Here is a 14,674-nt window from a genome sequence, read left to right on the forward strand (position 1 = left end):
GGGATTTGAACCACGGTCGCTCGCTACGCTCGCTCTCTGATTCAAATCCCTCTCGGCGATTTCTCTCACTTCGTTCGAGAAATGCGCCGGCCGGGATTTGAACCCGGGCCATGAGCTTGGAAGGCTCAGGTCCTACCACTAGACCACCGGCGCGCGTTGGGCGTTCGTTACTGAACGCGTCTACACGTAGGCCGAACAGTTCTGATAAACGTTCCGTGTTCTCGTCGCCGAGAACTGTCGTCGGATAACCAAAAGCGGTCGACGAAGGGCGGTCGACCGGTGTGAGACGCGAGACCGGAACTGTCGGAAAAAGCGGTCAGACGATGGTGAACTGGTTGGTGACCGTGGTCGCGATATCGGTGGCCTCGCCGCCCTTGATGTGGACTTCGTACTCGTAGTCGCCGGGGTCGGTGTCCTCGTCGGTGACGATCTTCGATCCCCACGTCGAGCGGTCCCACGCCTCGTGTGCGCCCTCCCAGTTGAGTTCGATCGGGCCGTAGTCCGCGTCGGGGAACTCGACGACGACCGAGTCGATCGCCTCGGCGCCCAGTGGGTCGCCGGTCTCGGGGTCGAAGATACCGACGTGGAGGCCCACCTCCATCCCGGCCGAGAACCGCCCGAGACTGGCGCAGTCGTCGCCCGAATCGCCTCCGGACTCGTTCGTCGACCCGCCTTCGGACTCGTTCGTCGACCCGTTCGTCGTGTTGCCAGTCGTTGTCGTCTCGTTGGTGACTGTCGGCCCCTCATCGGAGTCAACCCCGGGGTCAGTGATATACGTACAACCCGCGAGGCTGACCGAGGCCCACGTGGCCGCGCTCGCCGCGACCAGACGGCGGCGCGTCACCGGCGAATCGGTCGCGTCCGACGACTCGGTGGAGGTGCTGTCGGTTCGTTCTGAAGGCTGGTCTCGATTCATATTAGCTGGTATCCTCCGGACAGCATATAAATCTAAAGACGGGTTATTAACTTCCAGTGAAGCGGGGTTCCATTTATATATTCCGGATGAGTGAGTCGAATCATGGGGTCCGATGGACGGCAAGCTAGTAGAACAGATTCACAGCAAACAAGCGCCAGCGATTCGGGAACGGCGAGCACGACGCGTCGACGGCTGTTAGCCACCGGCGCGGCGACGTGGGCGACCGTCGGACTGGCCGGCTGTATGGGCGACGACGGCGACGACGGCGGCGACGGGTCCGACGGCGGATCCTCTGAAGCGCGGAACTACGTTGTCACCGCCGAGACCGGCGCCGGCTCCGAGGGCGTCCCCGAGAGCGCGGGATTCATCTCGTCGTGTTCCGCGAGTCGGTACTTCGTACCGGGGATGCAGGCGGTCTTCTACGTGGGCATCTTCGACCCCGAGACCGGTGACCAGCTCACCGACGAGGACCTCGAAAGCGTCGTCGTCAACGTCGATGGGCTCCAGAATGTCGAACTCGGTTGGGCCGGCGACGACGAGGAGAACCCGGCCGACGAGTGGGGCGGCTCGTTCGTCATTCCGGAGGACACAGAGGTCGGCTCGTATTCGTACACGGTCGAGGTATCCAACGGCGACGACAACTACCAGACCGTCGGTATCCTCGAAGACTCCTTCGAGGTCATCGAGCATTCGAACCCGACCAACTACGTCGTCACCACCGAGACGTGGTGGAACAACCAGGCTCCGGAGGAGTCGGTCGGCTTCGTCGAGTCCTGTGGCCCGGAACGGCAGTTCACCCAGGAGATGGACGTCACGTTCGTCATTGGCGTCTACGACGGCTCGAGCGGCGAGATCGTCGGGAGCGACACCCTCGACTCCGTGACGATCGAGTCGACGGACGGCGCGTTCGACCCGATCGATATGTCGTGGAACGAAGGCGGCGAGGACTCCGAACCGCAGTGGTCCGGGACCCTCGACACCGCGGATCTGGCCCCCGAGACCTACGGCTACGAGGTCGTCGTCACCAACGGCGATGCGGACTACTACAACGTCGGCATCGCTTCGAACCAGTTCACGATCATCGAACTGTAGGGCCGCCGCGGTTCCGGGACCGATTTTTACACCGCACACACTGCCAATGAACCACAACGACACACAGTCATCCGGCGGGAACACCGCCGCACCAACGGACGCGGAGCCGATCGACACGGACGAACACGGCGAGGCCAGTGCGGAGACCGACACGGCGGGTGAGACCGACACCGAGGCCGCCGACGGGACGCTGACGTTTTCGGATTCGGTGGCCATCGAGACGACGCCCGAGGACCTCTGGTCGACGATCTCGGATCCGGTGACGCTGACCGAGTGCGTGCCGGGCGCGGAGTCGATCGAGCGCGTCTCCGAACGGAAGTACACTGTCGAGATCACGCGCGGGGTGAGCCACCTCACCGTCTCGCTATCGGGCGAGGCCGAGTTCGTCGAGATGAATCCCCCCGACACCGTGGTGACGAGCGCCACCGCGTTCGATTCGAAGACGGGCAGCGACTTCGACATCCTGGCGGGGATGGAGATCCAACCGGCCGACGATGGGGGCGCCGAACTGGCTTACTCCGCCGAGGTGTCGATCAGCGGCGGCGTCGGGACGATGAGCCCGCGGCTCCTCCGACCGATCGTCAACCGCGACATCAAGCGCTACTTCGAGAACGTCAAAACCGTCGTCGAAGGCGAGTAAGGGCTGCCCGGTGCGGTTCCGGTCCCGCTCGCCAGCGGTCAGCCGTCTCGCACGACTCTACCCGCCGCCTGCCGCGTCAGAGCGTTTTTGCAGGTCATATATAGGTGCGCAATCGAAAAGACACCCAATGACAGCCGATCCCACCGACGTGTTCGACGAGATCTCCGAGTACGACTCGACCGCCCTATTTAAACCGAAGGTGGTGTCGTTGGTCGTCTCCAACAGCGAGGAGCGGGGCCCGAACCTCATGACCGCCTCGTGGTGGATGCTCGCGGGGTACAACCCGTTCCGCTATCTGCTCGCAGTGAGCCACAAGACGCTGACTTACGAGCTCATCGAGGAGAGCGGGGAGTTCGTGCTGGCCGCGCCGTCGACGGGGATGATCGACGCACTGACGCTGTCGGGGATGGTCAGCGGGCGGGACATCGACAAGATCGAGCATCTCGACCTGGAAACGGTTCCCGGCCGGGACGTCGACGTGCCGCTGTTGGCCGACGCCACCGGTAACATCGAGTGTTCGGTGATGGAGTCGTTCGAGTTCATGGACTGCACCTACTACTTCGGGGAGGTCGAGAACGCCTACGTCACCGCCGGCGGGATGGACGGTCGACTCCTGTCGCCGGACGCCGACGTGCTGGCCTACATGGGCAGCGACTGGGGCGAGGAGGAGACCAAGACCAAATACCGCTACTACGCCGACATCACCGCCGAGTCGATCAAGCGGTTCCCCGGCGACGGGGTCGTCGACTCGCTGCCGCCGGAGCTCCGCGAGCAGTACAGCGAGTAACTACTCGGCTTCCCAGAAAGTCAGGCGGTCGCCAAGTGCGTCCACGCCGTAGATGAAAACGATTCCCAACAGGGTTATCATAACCAGCGCGGCGTACATCCGCTGAATGGTGAACAGACGCCAGGATCGCCAGATGAGATAGCCCAGTCCCGATTTCGCCGCGAGCATCTCTATGACAACGATAAGGTTGAAACCGACGCCGAGGCCGAGACTCAGGCCGGCGAAGATCTCCGAGAGCGACCCGGGAATCAGTACGTCGCGGTACAGTGCCAGCGTCCCGGCACCGTTGTCGAGTGCTGCATCGATATAGGCGTCATCTATCTGTTGGACGCCGCCCATCGTGTTGACTGCTACCAGCAGGAATATGGCGATGCTCATTGCCAACACCCGAACCGTCTCGGTCACGCCCAGCAGCGTGAACATGATGGGGACCAGCGCGATCTTCGGGATAGGGTAGAACAGACTCACGTACGGGTTCACGATGAGCCGAATCGGCCGCGACCACCCCATCCAGAGGCCGATCGCGATGCCACTCGTGGCACCTATCAAAAAGGCGAGCAGGATACGGCGCAGACTAACCCAAGTGTGATACAATAGGGATCCCTCAATGAGCAACTGACCGGTTACGCCCACGACGACCGACGGCGGTGGAAAGAAGGTTGGATTGAGGACCGCTAGTCGGGCGAACACTTCCCAGCACACCAACACCGCGAGGAGAGGGGCGATATGGAACCCGAGCCGCCGGGGCGAACTGTGTCGACGGCGGTGGGACTGGCTCATCGATTGACGGACTGCTGGACTTCTTCGCTCAACAGTTCCCAGACTCGCTCCCGCAGCGTCGTGAACTCGTCGGTCGGTATCGATCCACGGGTTCGTGGTCGCGGCAGGTCGACGTCCAGCACCTCCTTGACGCTGCCGGGTCTGGCCGTCATAACCGCCAGTCGGTCACCCAGCGTTATTGCCTCCTCGATGTCGTGTGTGACGTAGACGACCGTCTTTTTGGTTTCACTCCATAGCGAGAGGAGTTCCGTCTGGAGGTTGCGTTTCGTCTGTGCGTCCAGCACGCCGAACGGTTCGTCCATCAGAAGAACTTCGGGGTCGTTCGCAAACGCGCGAGCGATGGCGACGCGCTGTTTCATCCCGCCAGATAGCTGATGTGGATAGGCGTCGGCAAAGTCCGCAAGATCAACTTTTTCCAGGTAGGTGCGGGCCTTCTCGTGGCGTCGCTGTTTCCCGACACCGTCCATCTTTAGCCCGAACGCGACGTTATTGAGGACGGTCTTCCAGGGGAAGATGCCGTGTTCCTGAAAGACCATATTCGTGACGGAGCCACCGTCCGTGCGCGACGGTGAGATCTCGACCGTACCGGTGTACTCGGAAACGAGTCCCGAAAGGATTCGGAGGAACGTCGACTTCCCGCAGCCCGAGGGACCAAGCAGGCAAAAAAACTCTTGATCGCCGACCGTCAGATCCACGTCTTTCAGAGCCTCGACCTCGTCTGACCGGGTAGTGTAGGTCTTCCCGACGCCGCGTGCGCGGATGCACGGCGATACGGTCGAAGACACCTCCTGGACGGTCTCATCCATCCCTGCGGTCTTCGACTCCTGCCCATTGAACGCTTTCGGTGGGTCTCGATCCATAGTCAGTGGCGTCAACTATTGGCAGCTAGTGTCGCTCGGGAAGTCGGGCAGCTGTGATATCTCGCCGATGGGCGTGTACTGCTGCGGCGCGTTCTCGCCCCACTGTTGGACCTGATCCGGTGAGGGAGTCGCTTCCGCCTCGGAGACGCGCCCGACCGAGTCGAGTGCGTCAGACAGCAGGGAGGTATCGAACAGTGTACTCCGGTCGACGGTTTCGTCAATGTACCCCCGGCAGGCGTGGTACTCCTGTTGGCGCATCACATCGTCTTGGTTGACACGTCCGTTCTTGTTCGGGATTGCCGGGACCGAGGACTTGATCGCTTGCTTATTGATGTCGAACGCGTCGTTGATAATGGTCGCGACCTCGTCGTTCGGGTACGATCCCATCTCGTAGTACTTCCGGACGCCCTTAAGATAGCCTTCGAGCCACCGGACGGCGACGTCTGTTCGCTGCTCGATGAACGGCCCACCGAAGAAGTACGCGGCAATCTGCATCCGGGGGGCGACCGCCGACCCATACAGGACGTGCCCGGCGTTGGCGTTGTTCGCTAGTGCCAGTCCCAGCGGATCCGGCACGATGCACACGTCCGTGTCGCCGGACATCATCGCCGACACCATGTTCGAGAACTGTATCTCGCTGACCTCCACGTCCGACCAACTCATGTCGTTTGCAGCAAGCACCCGACCGAGGATGTAGTCGAGTGAGCCGCCTTCGGCGTTGTGTGCAACCGACAGCGGCCCGTCGACTGCGTCGGCGATCTCCGGAAAGGTGGCGTCCTCCGTGTAGATATCCTCTCGTGCCCAAACTCGTGCTGCTCCCGGAACGTTCGGGTAGTGCTGTGCCATGTCGGCCGCGATTCTGATGGGCACGTCCTGTGCGATGGAGTTAGCGATGCTGGCTCCGAACGACCCGGCTGCGACGTCAATGTCGCCCGACGACAACTCCGGCGTCGCCAGCGGGACGCCGTTGATTCGCTCGCGTTCGACCTCGATGTTCCGATCCTCGAAGTATCCCTCTTCTTGGGCGATAAGCACCGGCACGACCGTTGCGATGGGAAGCGTCCCGAACGTCACAGTGTCGACACCGCCCGACCCTAGCGTTGACCCAAGACAGCCACCGAGCGCGGCGGCCGTCGTCGCTCCGGCGGCACCGAGGAACTTTCGGCGGGAGGGTACCGTGTCACGTTCGGTGCTCTGGTAGTTTGTCTCGTTCTGTTTCGACATCGATGACCGTCGGCCCGTTGCGTCGTCAGACGGCCGATCCGTGCGTTGCATGTGACACGTTCCTCTCTTTGACTTCTTAAAAGGAGGCCCTCTTTCTCGGTCATCGGATTCTGAGATAGTGGCAACCTCCAAAACAACTAATGAGGAATGTAATATGAGTTGATATTATGGGGCGAAATACATCTTCTGAGGCGGAAGACAACGAGTTACACCGCCGACAGACTGACCATCGAGGAACACTCGTTTTGAGCGACGAGAGTGGGTACGTCGGTGAGAAGCTCACCTTCCACGGTCGGAACTTCCCGACTGGTGAACAGTTCGACATCGAGTGGCGAACTGTCGAAGGGTCCTGGGGTGTTCTCGAGGCACACGAAATTGTCGGGCCACAGTTTCGCCCGCGGACAGAAACGATTGCGACGGTTACCACCGACGCGGACGGGCGCTTCGACTACGAGTGGACGATACCGGAAGACTACGGCAGTTTCCACACCGTCTCGGTCTGTACGCAGGGCGGAACGACCGTCGATCAGGCCGAGTTCGAGATCTCGCCGTGGTTCGAACTCGACCGGACGAGTGCAGAACTCGGCGACTCATTTGTGGTCACGGGCTACGGACTGGGTCCCGGCGTGATGGTAAACAACTACCAGGTCGCGTGGGACAACACCACTGTCGGATTCCTGACGGGGGTCCAGAATCGTGGCACGGCGACGGCCGAAATCCGCGCCGTCGGGCCGCCGGGCGAGCACATCCTGCAGATTTGGCGGGGATACCGCGGTATGCCGTTCCTTCAGAACAACACCCAATCTCCCTACGGGAAAGTCGCGGACGGGCGCAAGACGGCCTGGACTGTGGACGTGACCGAACCCGAGACGGAACCGCACACTGCCTGGGTCGATCCCATGCCCGAGGAGCGCCCGCTCAGCACGCACTACCCCGAGTTAGACGAGGCGACAGAAGCCAATCTGTCTATCTCGCCGGAGTACGGCCAATCCGGAACGGAGGCGATTATCACCGGGACGGAGTTCGAGCCCCACACCGAGGTCGACCTCATCTGGTACCACCACAGCGGCCACGAACCGCAAGGCCCAGACAAACCGCCACTGCCGACGATTACTGCAGAGCCGTGGCCGGACGTGTTGCCGACCGTCGAGACCGACGCGGACGGCCGCTTCCAGGTTGACGTGACGATTCCGAAAGACATCGGATCGACGCGACCGATAACCGCCCGGGTCGGGGGACGTGATGTGGCAGTGACCGGCTTTATGATGCAGCCCTCGATCGAGACGTTCTCGCCGACCAGCGGTCCGATCGGAACCGAAATCGAAATCGAACTCACTGGCGTGGGCTGGACCCAGTACGAGATGTCACCGCTTTTCGTCTACGACAACGGCCCCCTGGGTTATGCCTGCGGGCTCAGCGACAAGGAGGAAGGGACGACGATTCGGACCATCTTGCAGGCCTCGGGACAGCCGGGGTGGCACTTCATCGACGCCTACCCGACGATTTTCCGGATGCAAGAAGAGGAGCCGGAGTTCGAACTGAACGCACACCTCTCGTACCTAGACAACCATCCGATGCGGCCGGTGCCGGCGTTCCACTTCGCGTTCGAAGTCACGGAGTAGGACCTCGCTGTGTTCTGCCTTTTTTGTTAATTCACCGAGGAGTACTTTCTGCGGGCCGACCATCCTCATCGGGCGTCCAAGTAATGAGTCGTTCGCCGAGCCACCGGAGTCCATACGTGATAACGACGCCGATGACGGCGATAACGACCAGCGTCCCGTAGACGTCACCCAGTGAGTACGTCTGATAGGACACCCAGAGGTAATATCCCAGGCCTCGCCCGCCGGCCAGCAATTCCGCCGAGATGACGATGAGCAGTGCCGTGTTCATCGCCAATCGGAGGCCGACGAAGATGGCCGGTAGAGATCCGGGGAGAAGTATCTCCCGAAAGATCGTGATTGAACTCGTGGCACCGTTGTCAGCCGCCACGTCGAAGTAGATATTCCGTATCTGCCGGGCACCGTTCATCGCGTTCCACAACACGACAAAAAAGCCGCCGAGTGCGGCCGTGAACACGAGCGCACTCCTGTCGGTGCTGAACACGAGCACCACTAGCGGGAGCAACGCGATAACCGGAATCGGATAGACCGCAGAGAACAGCGGTCCGAGTAGTGCCTTCGCGGTGTCGTTCCATCCCATGATGACCCCGACGCTGACTCCGAATACGGTCGCCAGTACTGAGGCGAGGAGTGTCCGTTCAATGGTCGCCGAAACGTGGTTGAGAAACGACCGCTCGCCGAGTAATTCGAGCGTGCGCTGAAAAATGGTGGCTGGTGGCGGCAAGACTCCGGGATCTACCACTCCAAAGACGCCGACAGCGAGTTGCCAGGCGACTACTGCGGTGACGATCGAGAGCGTCTGATAGAGACGGTCGGTGTTCATCGAATATCCAGCGGGAGCGTGACTACTCCTCGGTGATCTTAAACGCCATGTGGTAGGCCGGAAGCGGCCGGATCGGGTGGTTGTCGAGATACGACAGGTGCGGTCGGAGCTCGAACTCCGGCTCCTCTTCTTGCATCTCGAAGATCATCGGGACGGCGTCGATGAAGTGCCAGCCGGGCTCGCCGGTGGCCGGCAGTTCGAGCCGGACGGTCCCGCCGCCGTCGTCGTCGGTCAGGCCGCAGACGTAGCCCAGCGGCTTGTTGTCGTAGAGGAAGTACGGGGCGTTCTCGTACACCGGCCAGCCGACGCCGGAGAGCTCGATCTCGATCGTCGTCCCGACGGGGCCGCTAGTCGGCGTGAACGTCTCGATCGAGGGCTGCATCATGAAGCCGGTGACCGCGATCTCGCGGCCGCCGACCGCGGCCGTGATCGGCCGGGTGGAGCCCTCGGCCCTCGGGATCGTGAACTCCGTCTGGAACGCACCGTCGTCGTCGGTCGTGACCGTCGGGAGCACGTCCGGCTTCGGCTCCGGCGTGATCGGGACCCCCTTGACGCGGTGGCCCTCGTGGCGGTACCAGATCAGGTTGACCTCCTCGTTCGCCGGGAAGTTCTCGCCGGTGATGAACGCCGAGGTACCGGGCTGCCCCGAGGACGGCGAGATCGACAGCTCCGCGTCGGTCTCCTCGTCGATCTCCGGGTAGTGAATGCTGATCGGGCTCTCGTCGAGCTGCTCGTCGAGCCACGCCGTCCGCGGCTCGCCCTCGGGCTCGGTGACCTCGACGGTCCACTGCGACTGCCGCCCGTCGGCGACCGGGCCGTACGGCGACTGGGTGTTGTTCTGGAGGTACGGGACGCCGCGGTAGTTGCGCCACACCTGCACGACGTGTTTGCCCGGCGGGCCGGCCGCGCGGACGCGGGCGGTCGCGGTGCCGCGGTTCATCACGCCAGTCATGAAGCCCGCGTTGCCGTTGTCCCAGGCGACCTGGTAGTTGTTGGTGACCACGTTCGGCCCGATCCCGTAGCCGGTAATCGTGAAGAAGTCGCCGAGGGGGGCCTCGGTGTTCTCGAGTTCGAAGTGCGGGAGGATCGTGAACGTCGCCGTGGCGACCGTCGACTCACCGTCCACGACCTCGATCCGGTGTTCGCCGCCGTAGTCTTGGGCGACGGTCCACTCCTCGTCGAACGCGCCCGACCCGTCCGTCGTGACGGTGGCGACGGTCTCCGTCCGTGGGTGGTACTGCGGGCCAACAACCTCGTTCGCCTTGAGGACGCCCCAGCGGCCGTCGCTCGTCTTCCACTTGATCTCGTAGCGCTCGTTGGCCGGAAGGTTCCTGCCTTTAAACGTGATCGAGTCGCCGACGTACCCCTCTTGATCGCTGACGACCAGCGTTCCCGAGGAGTCACTCCCCCGTCGGTGTCCCTGGAGGGTCTCTTCGAGGTCCGACGATATCGCTGAGTCCTTACTCATGTGTAATCCCACGACGGCGTTATTTAATAAACCTAGCCAGTCATTCCCAGCCGGTGGAACGCCGCAGTTTTCGGAGGATTCCTGAGGTCTGAAAAGAGAGGATCAACCTTATTGAGTAGGGTGCAGACGACACTCGTATGTCGCCGAAAAATGCATCAGCCAAGCTGTTCGGCCGCGAAGTCGAGTTTACGTACTCGGAGACGTGGATAGCGTACGCTCTGTTCACGCTGCGGCTGATGATGGGATGGGTGTTCTTCTACGCGGGAATCGTGAAGGTCATCGACCCGAACTGGAGTGCTAGACCGTTCCTGCTCAACGTCGACCAGGCGAACCCGCTGGTCGACGTGTGGGTGGCGATGGCCGACTGGGTCTGGTTGCTGACCCCGCTCAATCAGGTCGGGCTGACGCTCGTCGGGATCGCGCTCCTCGTCGGGGCGTTCGTACGGCTGAGCGCGTTCTTCGGAGCGATGATGATGCTGTTCTACTGGGCGTCGGCCTACCCCTTCCCGGACGCGATCTTCATTGATTTCCACCTGATCTACGCGTTCCTGCTGTTCGCGCTGGGCGCGGCGGGAGCCGGTCGCATCCTCGGGCTGGACCAGTGGATCGAAGAGCTCGACATCGTCAAGAACAACCCGCGGCTCACCATACTGCTCGGCTAGGTCGCGTCGGAAACCTGTTTCGAGCTGATTGGCCGCCGATCCCTCGGAATCGGCACGAGACGGATCCGGCCGTCGCGGAAGGCGGCGCGGCTACTCTTCAGCGTTCCTGTCGGACGCCCCGTCGTGTCTTCCCGTTTGGTCTGTCTGGTTCGTCTCGTCTGTCAGGTCCGTTTCGCCTGTTTCGTCCGCCTCGTCAGTCTCGCGAGCGACGCCGCCGTCGGCGCTCACCGACGAGTCCGAGCCGCTTGCTTCCTCCGTACCGAAGGTGAACGCGGAGCCCTCCGACTCCGGTTCGTGCTCGACTTCCGAGGGGCTCTCGCCATCAGCTTCGGCCTCGGAACCGGTCACGGTCTCGCGTCCGGCGGCGACACTCATGTCGCCACCCTGTGTCGTCTCCGTGTCGTCGACGTCGAACGCGTCGGTCATGCGGCGCAGGTCGCGTGCGCGTTCAGTCAGGTCGTGCGCCTGCTCGGAGACCTCACGGAGCGTCGCGGCCTGCTCCTCGGCCGTCGAGGCGACGGTCGTCGCCTCCGCGGTCGTCTGCTGGCTCACGCCGGCCAGGTCGTCGACGGCGCCGGTGACCTCGCTGACGGACGACGCCTGCGCATCCATCGCGCCGGAGATCTCCTGGACCCCGTCGTCGGCCTCGGTCACGCGCTCGGCGACCGCCTCCAGCGCGTCCTCGGCCTGCTCGACGGTGTCGACCCCGTCGCCGACGCCCTCGCGGATCGCGGCCATCTCGGCGACGCTCTCGTCGGTGCGCTCGCGGAGGCCTGAGATTAGCGCCTCGACCTCGGCCGCCGACTCCTGCGTCTCCTCCGCGAGCGACTTCACCTCCTCGGCGACGACCGCGAACCCGGAGCCGGCCTCGCCCGCCCGGGCGGCCTCGATCGAGGCGTTCAGCGCGAGCAGGTTCGTCTGGTCGGCGATCTCCGAGATCGCCTCGACGATCTCGTCGACCTCCTCCATCTCGGCCTCCAGCCGCTCGACGGTCTCCGCGGCCGACTCCGACCGCTCCTCGATCGCGTGCAGCTCGTCGACCGCGTCCCCGGTCGCCTCGCGCCCGCGCTCGGTGAGGTCGCTCGCCTCCTGTGAGGTCGTCGCCACCTGCTCAGCGGAGGCGGCCACCTCTTCGACGGTCGCGGACATGTCCTCCATCTCACCGGCGACGTCGCCGAGCTGACGGCTCTGGCGCTCCGCCCCCGCCGAGATCTCGTCGACCGCGTCGCTCGTCTCGCGGCCCGCCTCGGCGACCTCGTCGGTGCCGTCGGTGACCGCCTCGCTCTTCTCGGCGACCTCGGCCGCGAACGCGTCCACCTCGGCGATCGTCGCTTCAAGCTCGTCCATCGCGTCGTTGAACCCGTCGGCGATCTCGCGGAGCGCCTCGGGGTCGTCGGGTTCGGCGTCGAGCCGAGCGGTGAGGTCGCCGTCGGCGCACTCCTCCATCGTCGCGCCGAAGGCCGCCGCGCGTTCCTCGAGCGTCCGCGCGAACGCCTCGCTTTCGGCCTTCGCCGCCTCCGCACGCTCCCGTTGGGTCTCGGCCGTTTCGATCTCCTCGCGCAGCGAGTCGCGCATGGTCGAGAACGATCCGTAGAGGTCGCCGAACTCGTCCCGCCGGCTCGACGCGAGGTCCACGTCGAGGTTGCCGGCCTCCAGCTCCCGCGCGCGCTTTCCGAGCCGGTTGAGCTCGACGACGGTCCCGCGGCCGAGCGTCGCGCCGAGCAGCCCGAGCCCGACGACAGCGACCCCGACGATGAGCAGGAGGTTCCGACCGATCATCCCGGAGAGCGCGTACGCCTCCGAGAGGGGAACGTGGACCGCGACCGACCAGTCCTCGGACGGGACCGGCGCGTACGCGACGAAGTACTCGGTCCCCTCGGTGAACTCGAACGCCGCCGACCCGACGTGACCAACGGGGCGCTCGCCGTCGAACAGGGCGGTCCGCATCCCCTCGTCGTACTGCTCACCGGTGACTCCCTCTCGGTCGCCGGCGACGACCGTCCCGTCGGTCTGCACGACCGTCGTGAACGCGCCGTCGGTCGGTTGGCGGAAGTCCGACACGACCGGGGCCAGGGTGACCTCCATGACGAGTTGACATCCTCCCCGCGCTGAAGCGCGAGGATTCCTTCGTGGGACAGCACGCCGGTCGTGTGTCCCCGAAGGCACCCTGACCGAGACCACCGGGGTCTCGGCTGTGGTTTGTGAGTAGTGCGTCAGGCCTCCGAAGGGAGGCGTGGTGTGCTTGGGTATCTGCTTACACCTCACAGGCCGTGCCATCGACCTGACTCACCCGCGAAGAGCGAGTAGAACATCCGACGCAGGGTTGCTTTTTATTGACGGAGACCCCAATCCAACTCCAATTTTCGTCTGATGTGCTTACGGTACGATACACTGTCAATCGTTATAAAACTCGTGTTTAGTGTCTCTGTTGTCGGATTCATCCCCGCGCTAAAGCGCGAGGCTTTCTCCTCGATTTTCCGTAATTCCGCATCGGCGTCAGGCCGACGTACGCGACCCGCTGTTGGCCGTCGACCGCGTACGTCGGCGTGGTGTAGACCTGATCGCCGTACAGGAGATTGTCGTCGAACCACTCCTGACCGGTGACGGCGGCACCGGCCTCGGAGCCGTCTTGACTCGACGCGAGCACGGTACCCGCCTCGCGGTCGACGTGATGGAGGGCGATCACCCCCTCGGTCGTCCGCGACTGGTGCGAACTGAGGTACCGGCTCGTCACGTCGGGGTCCTTCGAGAACGCCTCGTTGTCCGCGATGTCGCTCACCATCGAGCGACGGGCGCTGGTCCACCCGTCGAGCGTGATCCCGTCTAACTCCGCGACGGCGGTGTAGTCTTCTTGTGCAGTGGCCTCGAGCTGATCGGTCGTCTCCGCGTAGGTGATCGCCCCCACTGAGCCGATAGCCGCGATCACCACCAACACGACGACCGCGAACTTCGCGAGGTAGCTTCGAGTGACCACGTCGGGAGCTAGCCGACGCAAAAGCCGATCCAGGCGAGCGGAACTCATTACATCGACGCGGTCGTCAGGATCTCTTTAATCCACCTCCGTCGAAATCACCCGTGATAATCAGGCTGGCGGGCGGTGACGGTCGCGTAGCAGTTCCCGCTCGATACGTCGACATCGACGGGATCGAGGGAGCTATCAGCGATGTCGGCCTCGAACTCCTCGGGCGAGTAGATGTGATAGTACCGCGGCACCGTCTCGCCGCCCGGGAGCGTCCAGTCGACCGTCGTGTCGAACCCCTCCGCTCGGTCGAACCGGTCGTGGGCCGTGCTCCACGCGCTCACCAGCGCGGTCCCGCCCGGCGCGAGGACGCGGGCCAGCTCGTCGAGGCTCCGAGTTCGGGCCTCGCGCGACGGGAGGTGATGGATGGTCGCGACGTACACCGCGAGCCCGACCGCGTCCGTCGCGATCGGCAGGCTCGCGGCGTCGCCGTGGACGAACGACGTGGTGCCGTGATACCCCCGTTCACGGGCCCGGGCGACCGCCTCGCGGAGGAGCTCGCGGCTGAGGTCGACGCCGACGACCGCGTCCGCCCGCTCGGCGAGCGCCTCCGCGTGCCGCCCGTTGCCGCAGCCGACGTCGAGCGCGCGCGTCGCGGTGCGGCCGTCGAGGAACGCCTCCACCTCCGGCCACGCGTACTCCCTCGTCTTCGAGAAGTGCGCGGCGATCCGGTCGTACGTCGACCGCGGATCGCCGGCGGACTGAGGGTCCATACCGAGCGGTCGGCCCGGACCGATTTAGCTCCGGTGGCCCGCGTCGGGCGAGGGCGATCGCGGCTTCGGTA

Annotated in this window: 13 protein-coding genes, 1 tRNA gene and 1 pseudogene; 5 read left to right on the top strand and 10 right to left on the bottom strand. The window is 63.8% G+C overall.

From position 1 onward, the window contains the following. Positions 1–82: 82 nt before the first annotated feature. Positions 83–153 (bottom strand) — tRNA-Gly (locus tag C468_RS15930). Between the two features lie 163 nt (positions 154–316). Next, positions 317–916 (bottom strand): hypothetical protein, encoded by a 600-nt coding sequence (locus tag C468_RS15935; RefSeq protein ID WP_008849930.1) that lies wholly within the window; start codon positions 914–916, stop codon positions 317–319. A gap of 102 nt (positions 917–1,018) precedes the next feature. On the opposite strand from C468_RS15935, the gene C468_RS15940 reads away from it, so the two are divergent. The 3 genes from C468_RS15940 to C468_RS15950 all read left to right on the top strand — a co-directional run bounded on the left by C468_RS15940 (position 1,019) and on the right by C468_RS15950 (position 3,435). Next, on the top strand, positions 1,019–2,008 hold the full coding sequence (locus C468_RS15940; protein ID WP_241431022.1) for a hypothetical protein: 990 nt from the start codon (positions 1,019–1,021) through the stop codon (positions 2,006–2,008). Between the two features lie 46 nt (positions 2,009–2,054). After that, positions 2,055–2,648 (top strand): CoxG family protein, encoded by a 594-nt coding sequence (locus C468_RS15945; protein ID WP_008849932.1) that lies wholly within the window; start codon positions 2,055–2,057, stop codon positions 2,646–2,648. A 127-nt stretch (positions 2,649–2,775) separates the two neighbouring features. Further along, positions 2,776–3,435, top strand: coding sequence for a flavin reductase family protein (locus C468_RS15950; RefSeq protein ID WP_008849933.1), 660 nt, complete (start codon positions 2,776–2,778; stop codon positions 3,433–3,435). Here the strand turns inward: C468_RS15950 and C468_RS15955 are convergent, their stop codons facing one another. The 3 genes from C468_RS15955 to C468_RS15965 form a co-directional block, all read right to left on the bottom strand. After that, the gene (locus C468_RS15955; RefSeq protein WP_008849934.1) at positions 3,436–4,215 is read right to left on the bottom strand and encodes an ABC transporter permease; all 780 of its coding nucleotides are present in this window, start codon (positions 4,213–4,215) and stop codon (positions 3,436–3,438) included. Further along, a complete protein-coding gene (locus C468_RS15960) occupies positions 4,212–5,021 on the bottom strand; it encodes an ABC transporter ATP-binding protein (RefSeq protein WP_008849935.1) in 810 nt (269 codons plus the stop codon). Before C468_RS15960 ends, C468_RS15955 begins: the two co-directional genes overlap by 4 nt. 69 nt (positions 5,022–5,090) lie before the next feature. Beyond that, positions 5,091–6,299 carry an ABC transporter substrate-binding protein gene (locus tag C468_RS15965; protein ID WP_008849936.1) on the bottom strand — a complete coding sequence of 403 codons (1,209 nt, stop codon included), beginning with the start codon at positions 6,297–6,299 and terminating at the stop codon, positions 5,091–5,093. A gap of 245 nt (positions 6,300–6,544) precedes the next feature. Between C468_RS15965 and C468_RS15970 the strand changes: the two genes are divergently transcribed. Beyond that, positions 6,545–7,921, top strand: a complete 1,377-nt coding sequence (locus C468_RS15970) for a hypothetical protein (RefSeq protein ID WP_008849937.1) — start codon at positions 6,545–6,547, stop codon at positions 7,919–7,921. 31 nt (positions 7,922–7,952) lie between these two features. Here C468_RS15970 and C468_RS15975 read toward each other — a convergent pair whose 3' ends face one another. Both C468_RS15975 and C468_RS15980 read right to left on the bottom strand, forming a co-directional pair. Then, on the bottom strand, positions 7,953–8,741 hold the full coding sequence (locus C468_RS15975; RefSeq protein ID WP_008849938.1) for an ABC transporter permease: 789 nt from the start codon (positions 8,739–8,741) through the stop codon (positions 7,953–7,955). A 22-nt stretch (positions 8,742–8,763) separates the two neighbouring features. Further along, entirely contained in the window at positions 8,764–10,209 is a 1,446-nt protein-coding gene (locus C468_RS15980; protein ID WP_008849939.1) for a hypothetical protein, read from the bottom strand. Between the two features lie 137 nt (positions 10,210–10,346). Between C468_RS15980 and C468_RS15985 the strand changes: the two genes are divergently transcribed. Next, positions 10,347–10,871: a DoxX family protein gene (locus tag C468_RS15985; RefSeq protein ID WP_008849940.1), complete on the top strand. Its 525-nt coding sequence runs from the start codon at positions 10,347–10,349 to the stop codon at positions 10,869–10,871. A gap of 90 nt (positions 10,872–10,961) precedes the next feature. Here C468_RS15985 and C468_RS15990 read toward each other — a convergent pair. The 3 genes and pseudogenes from C468_RS15990 to C468_RS16000 all read right to left on the bottom strand — a co-directional run. Next, positions 10,962–12,962: pseudogene (locus C468_RS15990) on the bottom strand (methyl-accepting chemotaxis protein); the annotation flags it as partial. A 346-nt stretch (positions 12,963–13,308) separates the two neighbouring features. Further along, entirely contained in the window at positions 13,309–13,893 is a 585-nt protein-coding gene (locus C468_RS15995) for a hypothetical protein (RefSeq protein WP_193788262.1), read from the bottom strand. 47 nt (positions 13,894–13,940) lie between these two features. Further along, on the bottom strand, positions 13,941–14,603 hold the full coding sequence (locus C468_RS16000; RefSeq protein WP_008849941.1) for a class I SAM-dependent methyltransferase: 663 nt from the start codon (positions 14,601–14,603) through the stop codon (positions 13,941–13,943). Positions 14,604–14,674: the final 71 nt, after the last annotated feature.

Source organism: Halorubrum kocurii JCM 14978, assembly GCF_000337355.1.
In the GTDB taxonomy this organism is placed as follows: domain Archaea; phylum Halobacteriota; class Halobacteria; order Halobacteriales; family Haloferacaceae; genus Halorubrum; species Halorubrum kocurii.

Excerpts from the sequence above, each read along its gene's own strand:
- C468_RS15935 (WP_008849930.1), bottom strand. The coding sequence starts at position 916 with ATGAATCGAGACCAGCCTTCAGAACGAACCGACAGCACCTCCACCGAG.
- C468_RS15940 (WP_241431022.1), top strand. The coding sequence starts at position 1,019 with ATGGGGTCCGATGGACGGCAAGCTAGTAGAACAGATTCACAGCAAACA.
- C468_RS15945 (WP_008849932.1), top strand. The coding sequence starts at position 2,055 with ATGAACCACAACGACACACAGTCATCCGGCGGGAACACCGCCGCACCA.
- C468_RS15950 (WP_008849933.1), top strand. The coding sequence starts at position 2,776 with ATGACAGCCGATCCCACCGACGTGTTCGACGAGATCTCCGAGTACGAC.
- C468_RS15955 (WP_008849934.1), bottom strand. The coding sequence starts at position 4,215 with ATGAGCCAGTCCCACCGCCGTCGACACAGTTCGCCCCGGCGGCTCGGG.
- C468_RS15960 (WP_008849935.1), bottom strand. The coding sequence starts at position 5,021 with ATGGATGAGACCGTCCAGGAGGTGTCTTCGACCGTATCGCCGTGCATC.
- C468_RS15965 (WP_008849936.1), bottom strand. The coding sequence starts at position 6,299 with ATGTCGAAACAGAACGAGACAAACTACCAGAGCACCGAACGTGACACG.
- C468_RS15975 (WP_008849938.1), bottom strand. The coding sequence starts at position 8,741 with ATGAACACCGACCGTCTCTATCAGACGCTCTCGATCGTCACCGCAGTA.
- C468_RS15980 (WP_008849939.1), bottom strand. The coding sequence starts at position 10,209 with ATGAGTAAGGACTCAGCGATATCGTCGGACCTCGAAGAGACCCTCCAG.
- C468_RS15985 (WP_008849940.1), top strand. The coding sequence starts at position 10,347 with ATGTCGCCGAAAAATGCATCAGCCAAGCTGTTCGGCCGCGAAGTCGAG.
- C468_RS15995 (WP_193788262.1), bottom strand. The coding sequence starts at position 13,893 with ATGAGTTCCGCTCGCCTGGATCGGCTTTTGCGTCGGCTAGCTCCCGAC.
- C468_RS16000 (WP_008849941.1), bottom strand. The coding sequence starts at position 14,603 with ATGGACCCTCAGTCCGCCGGCGATCCGCGGTCGACGTACGACCGGATC.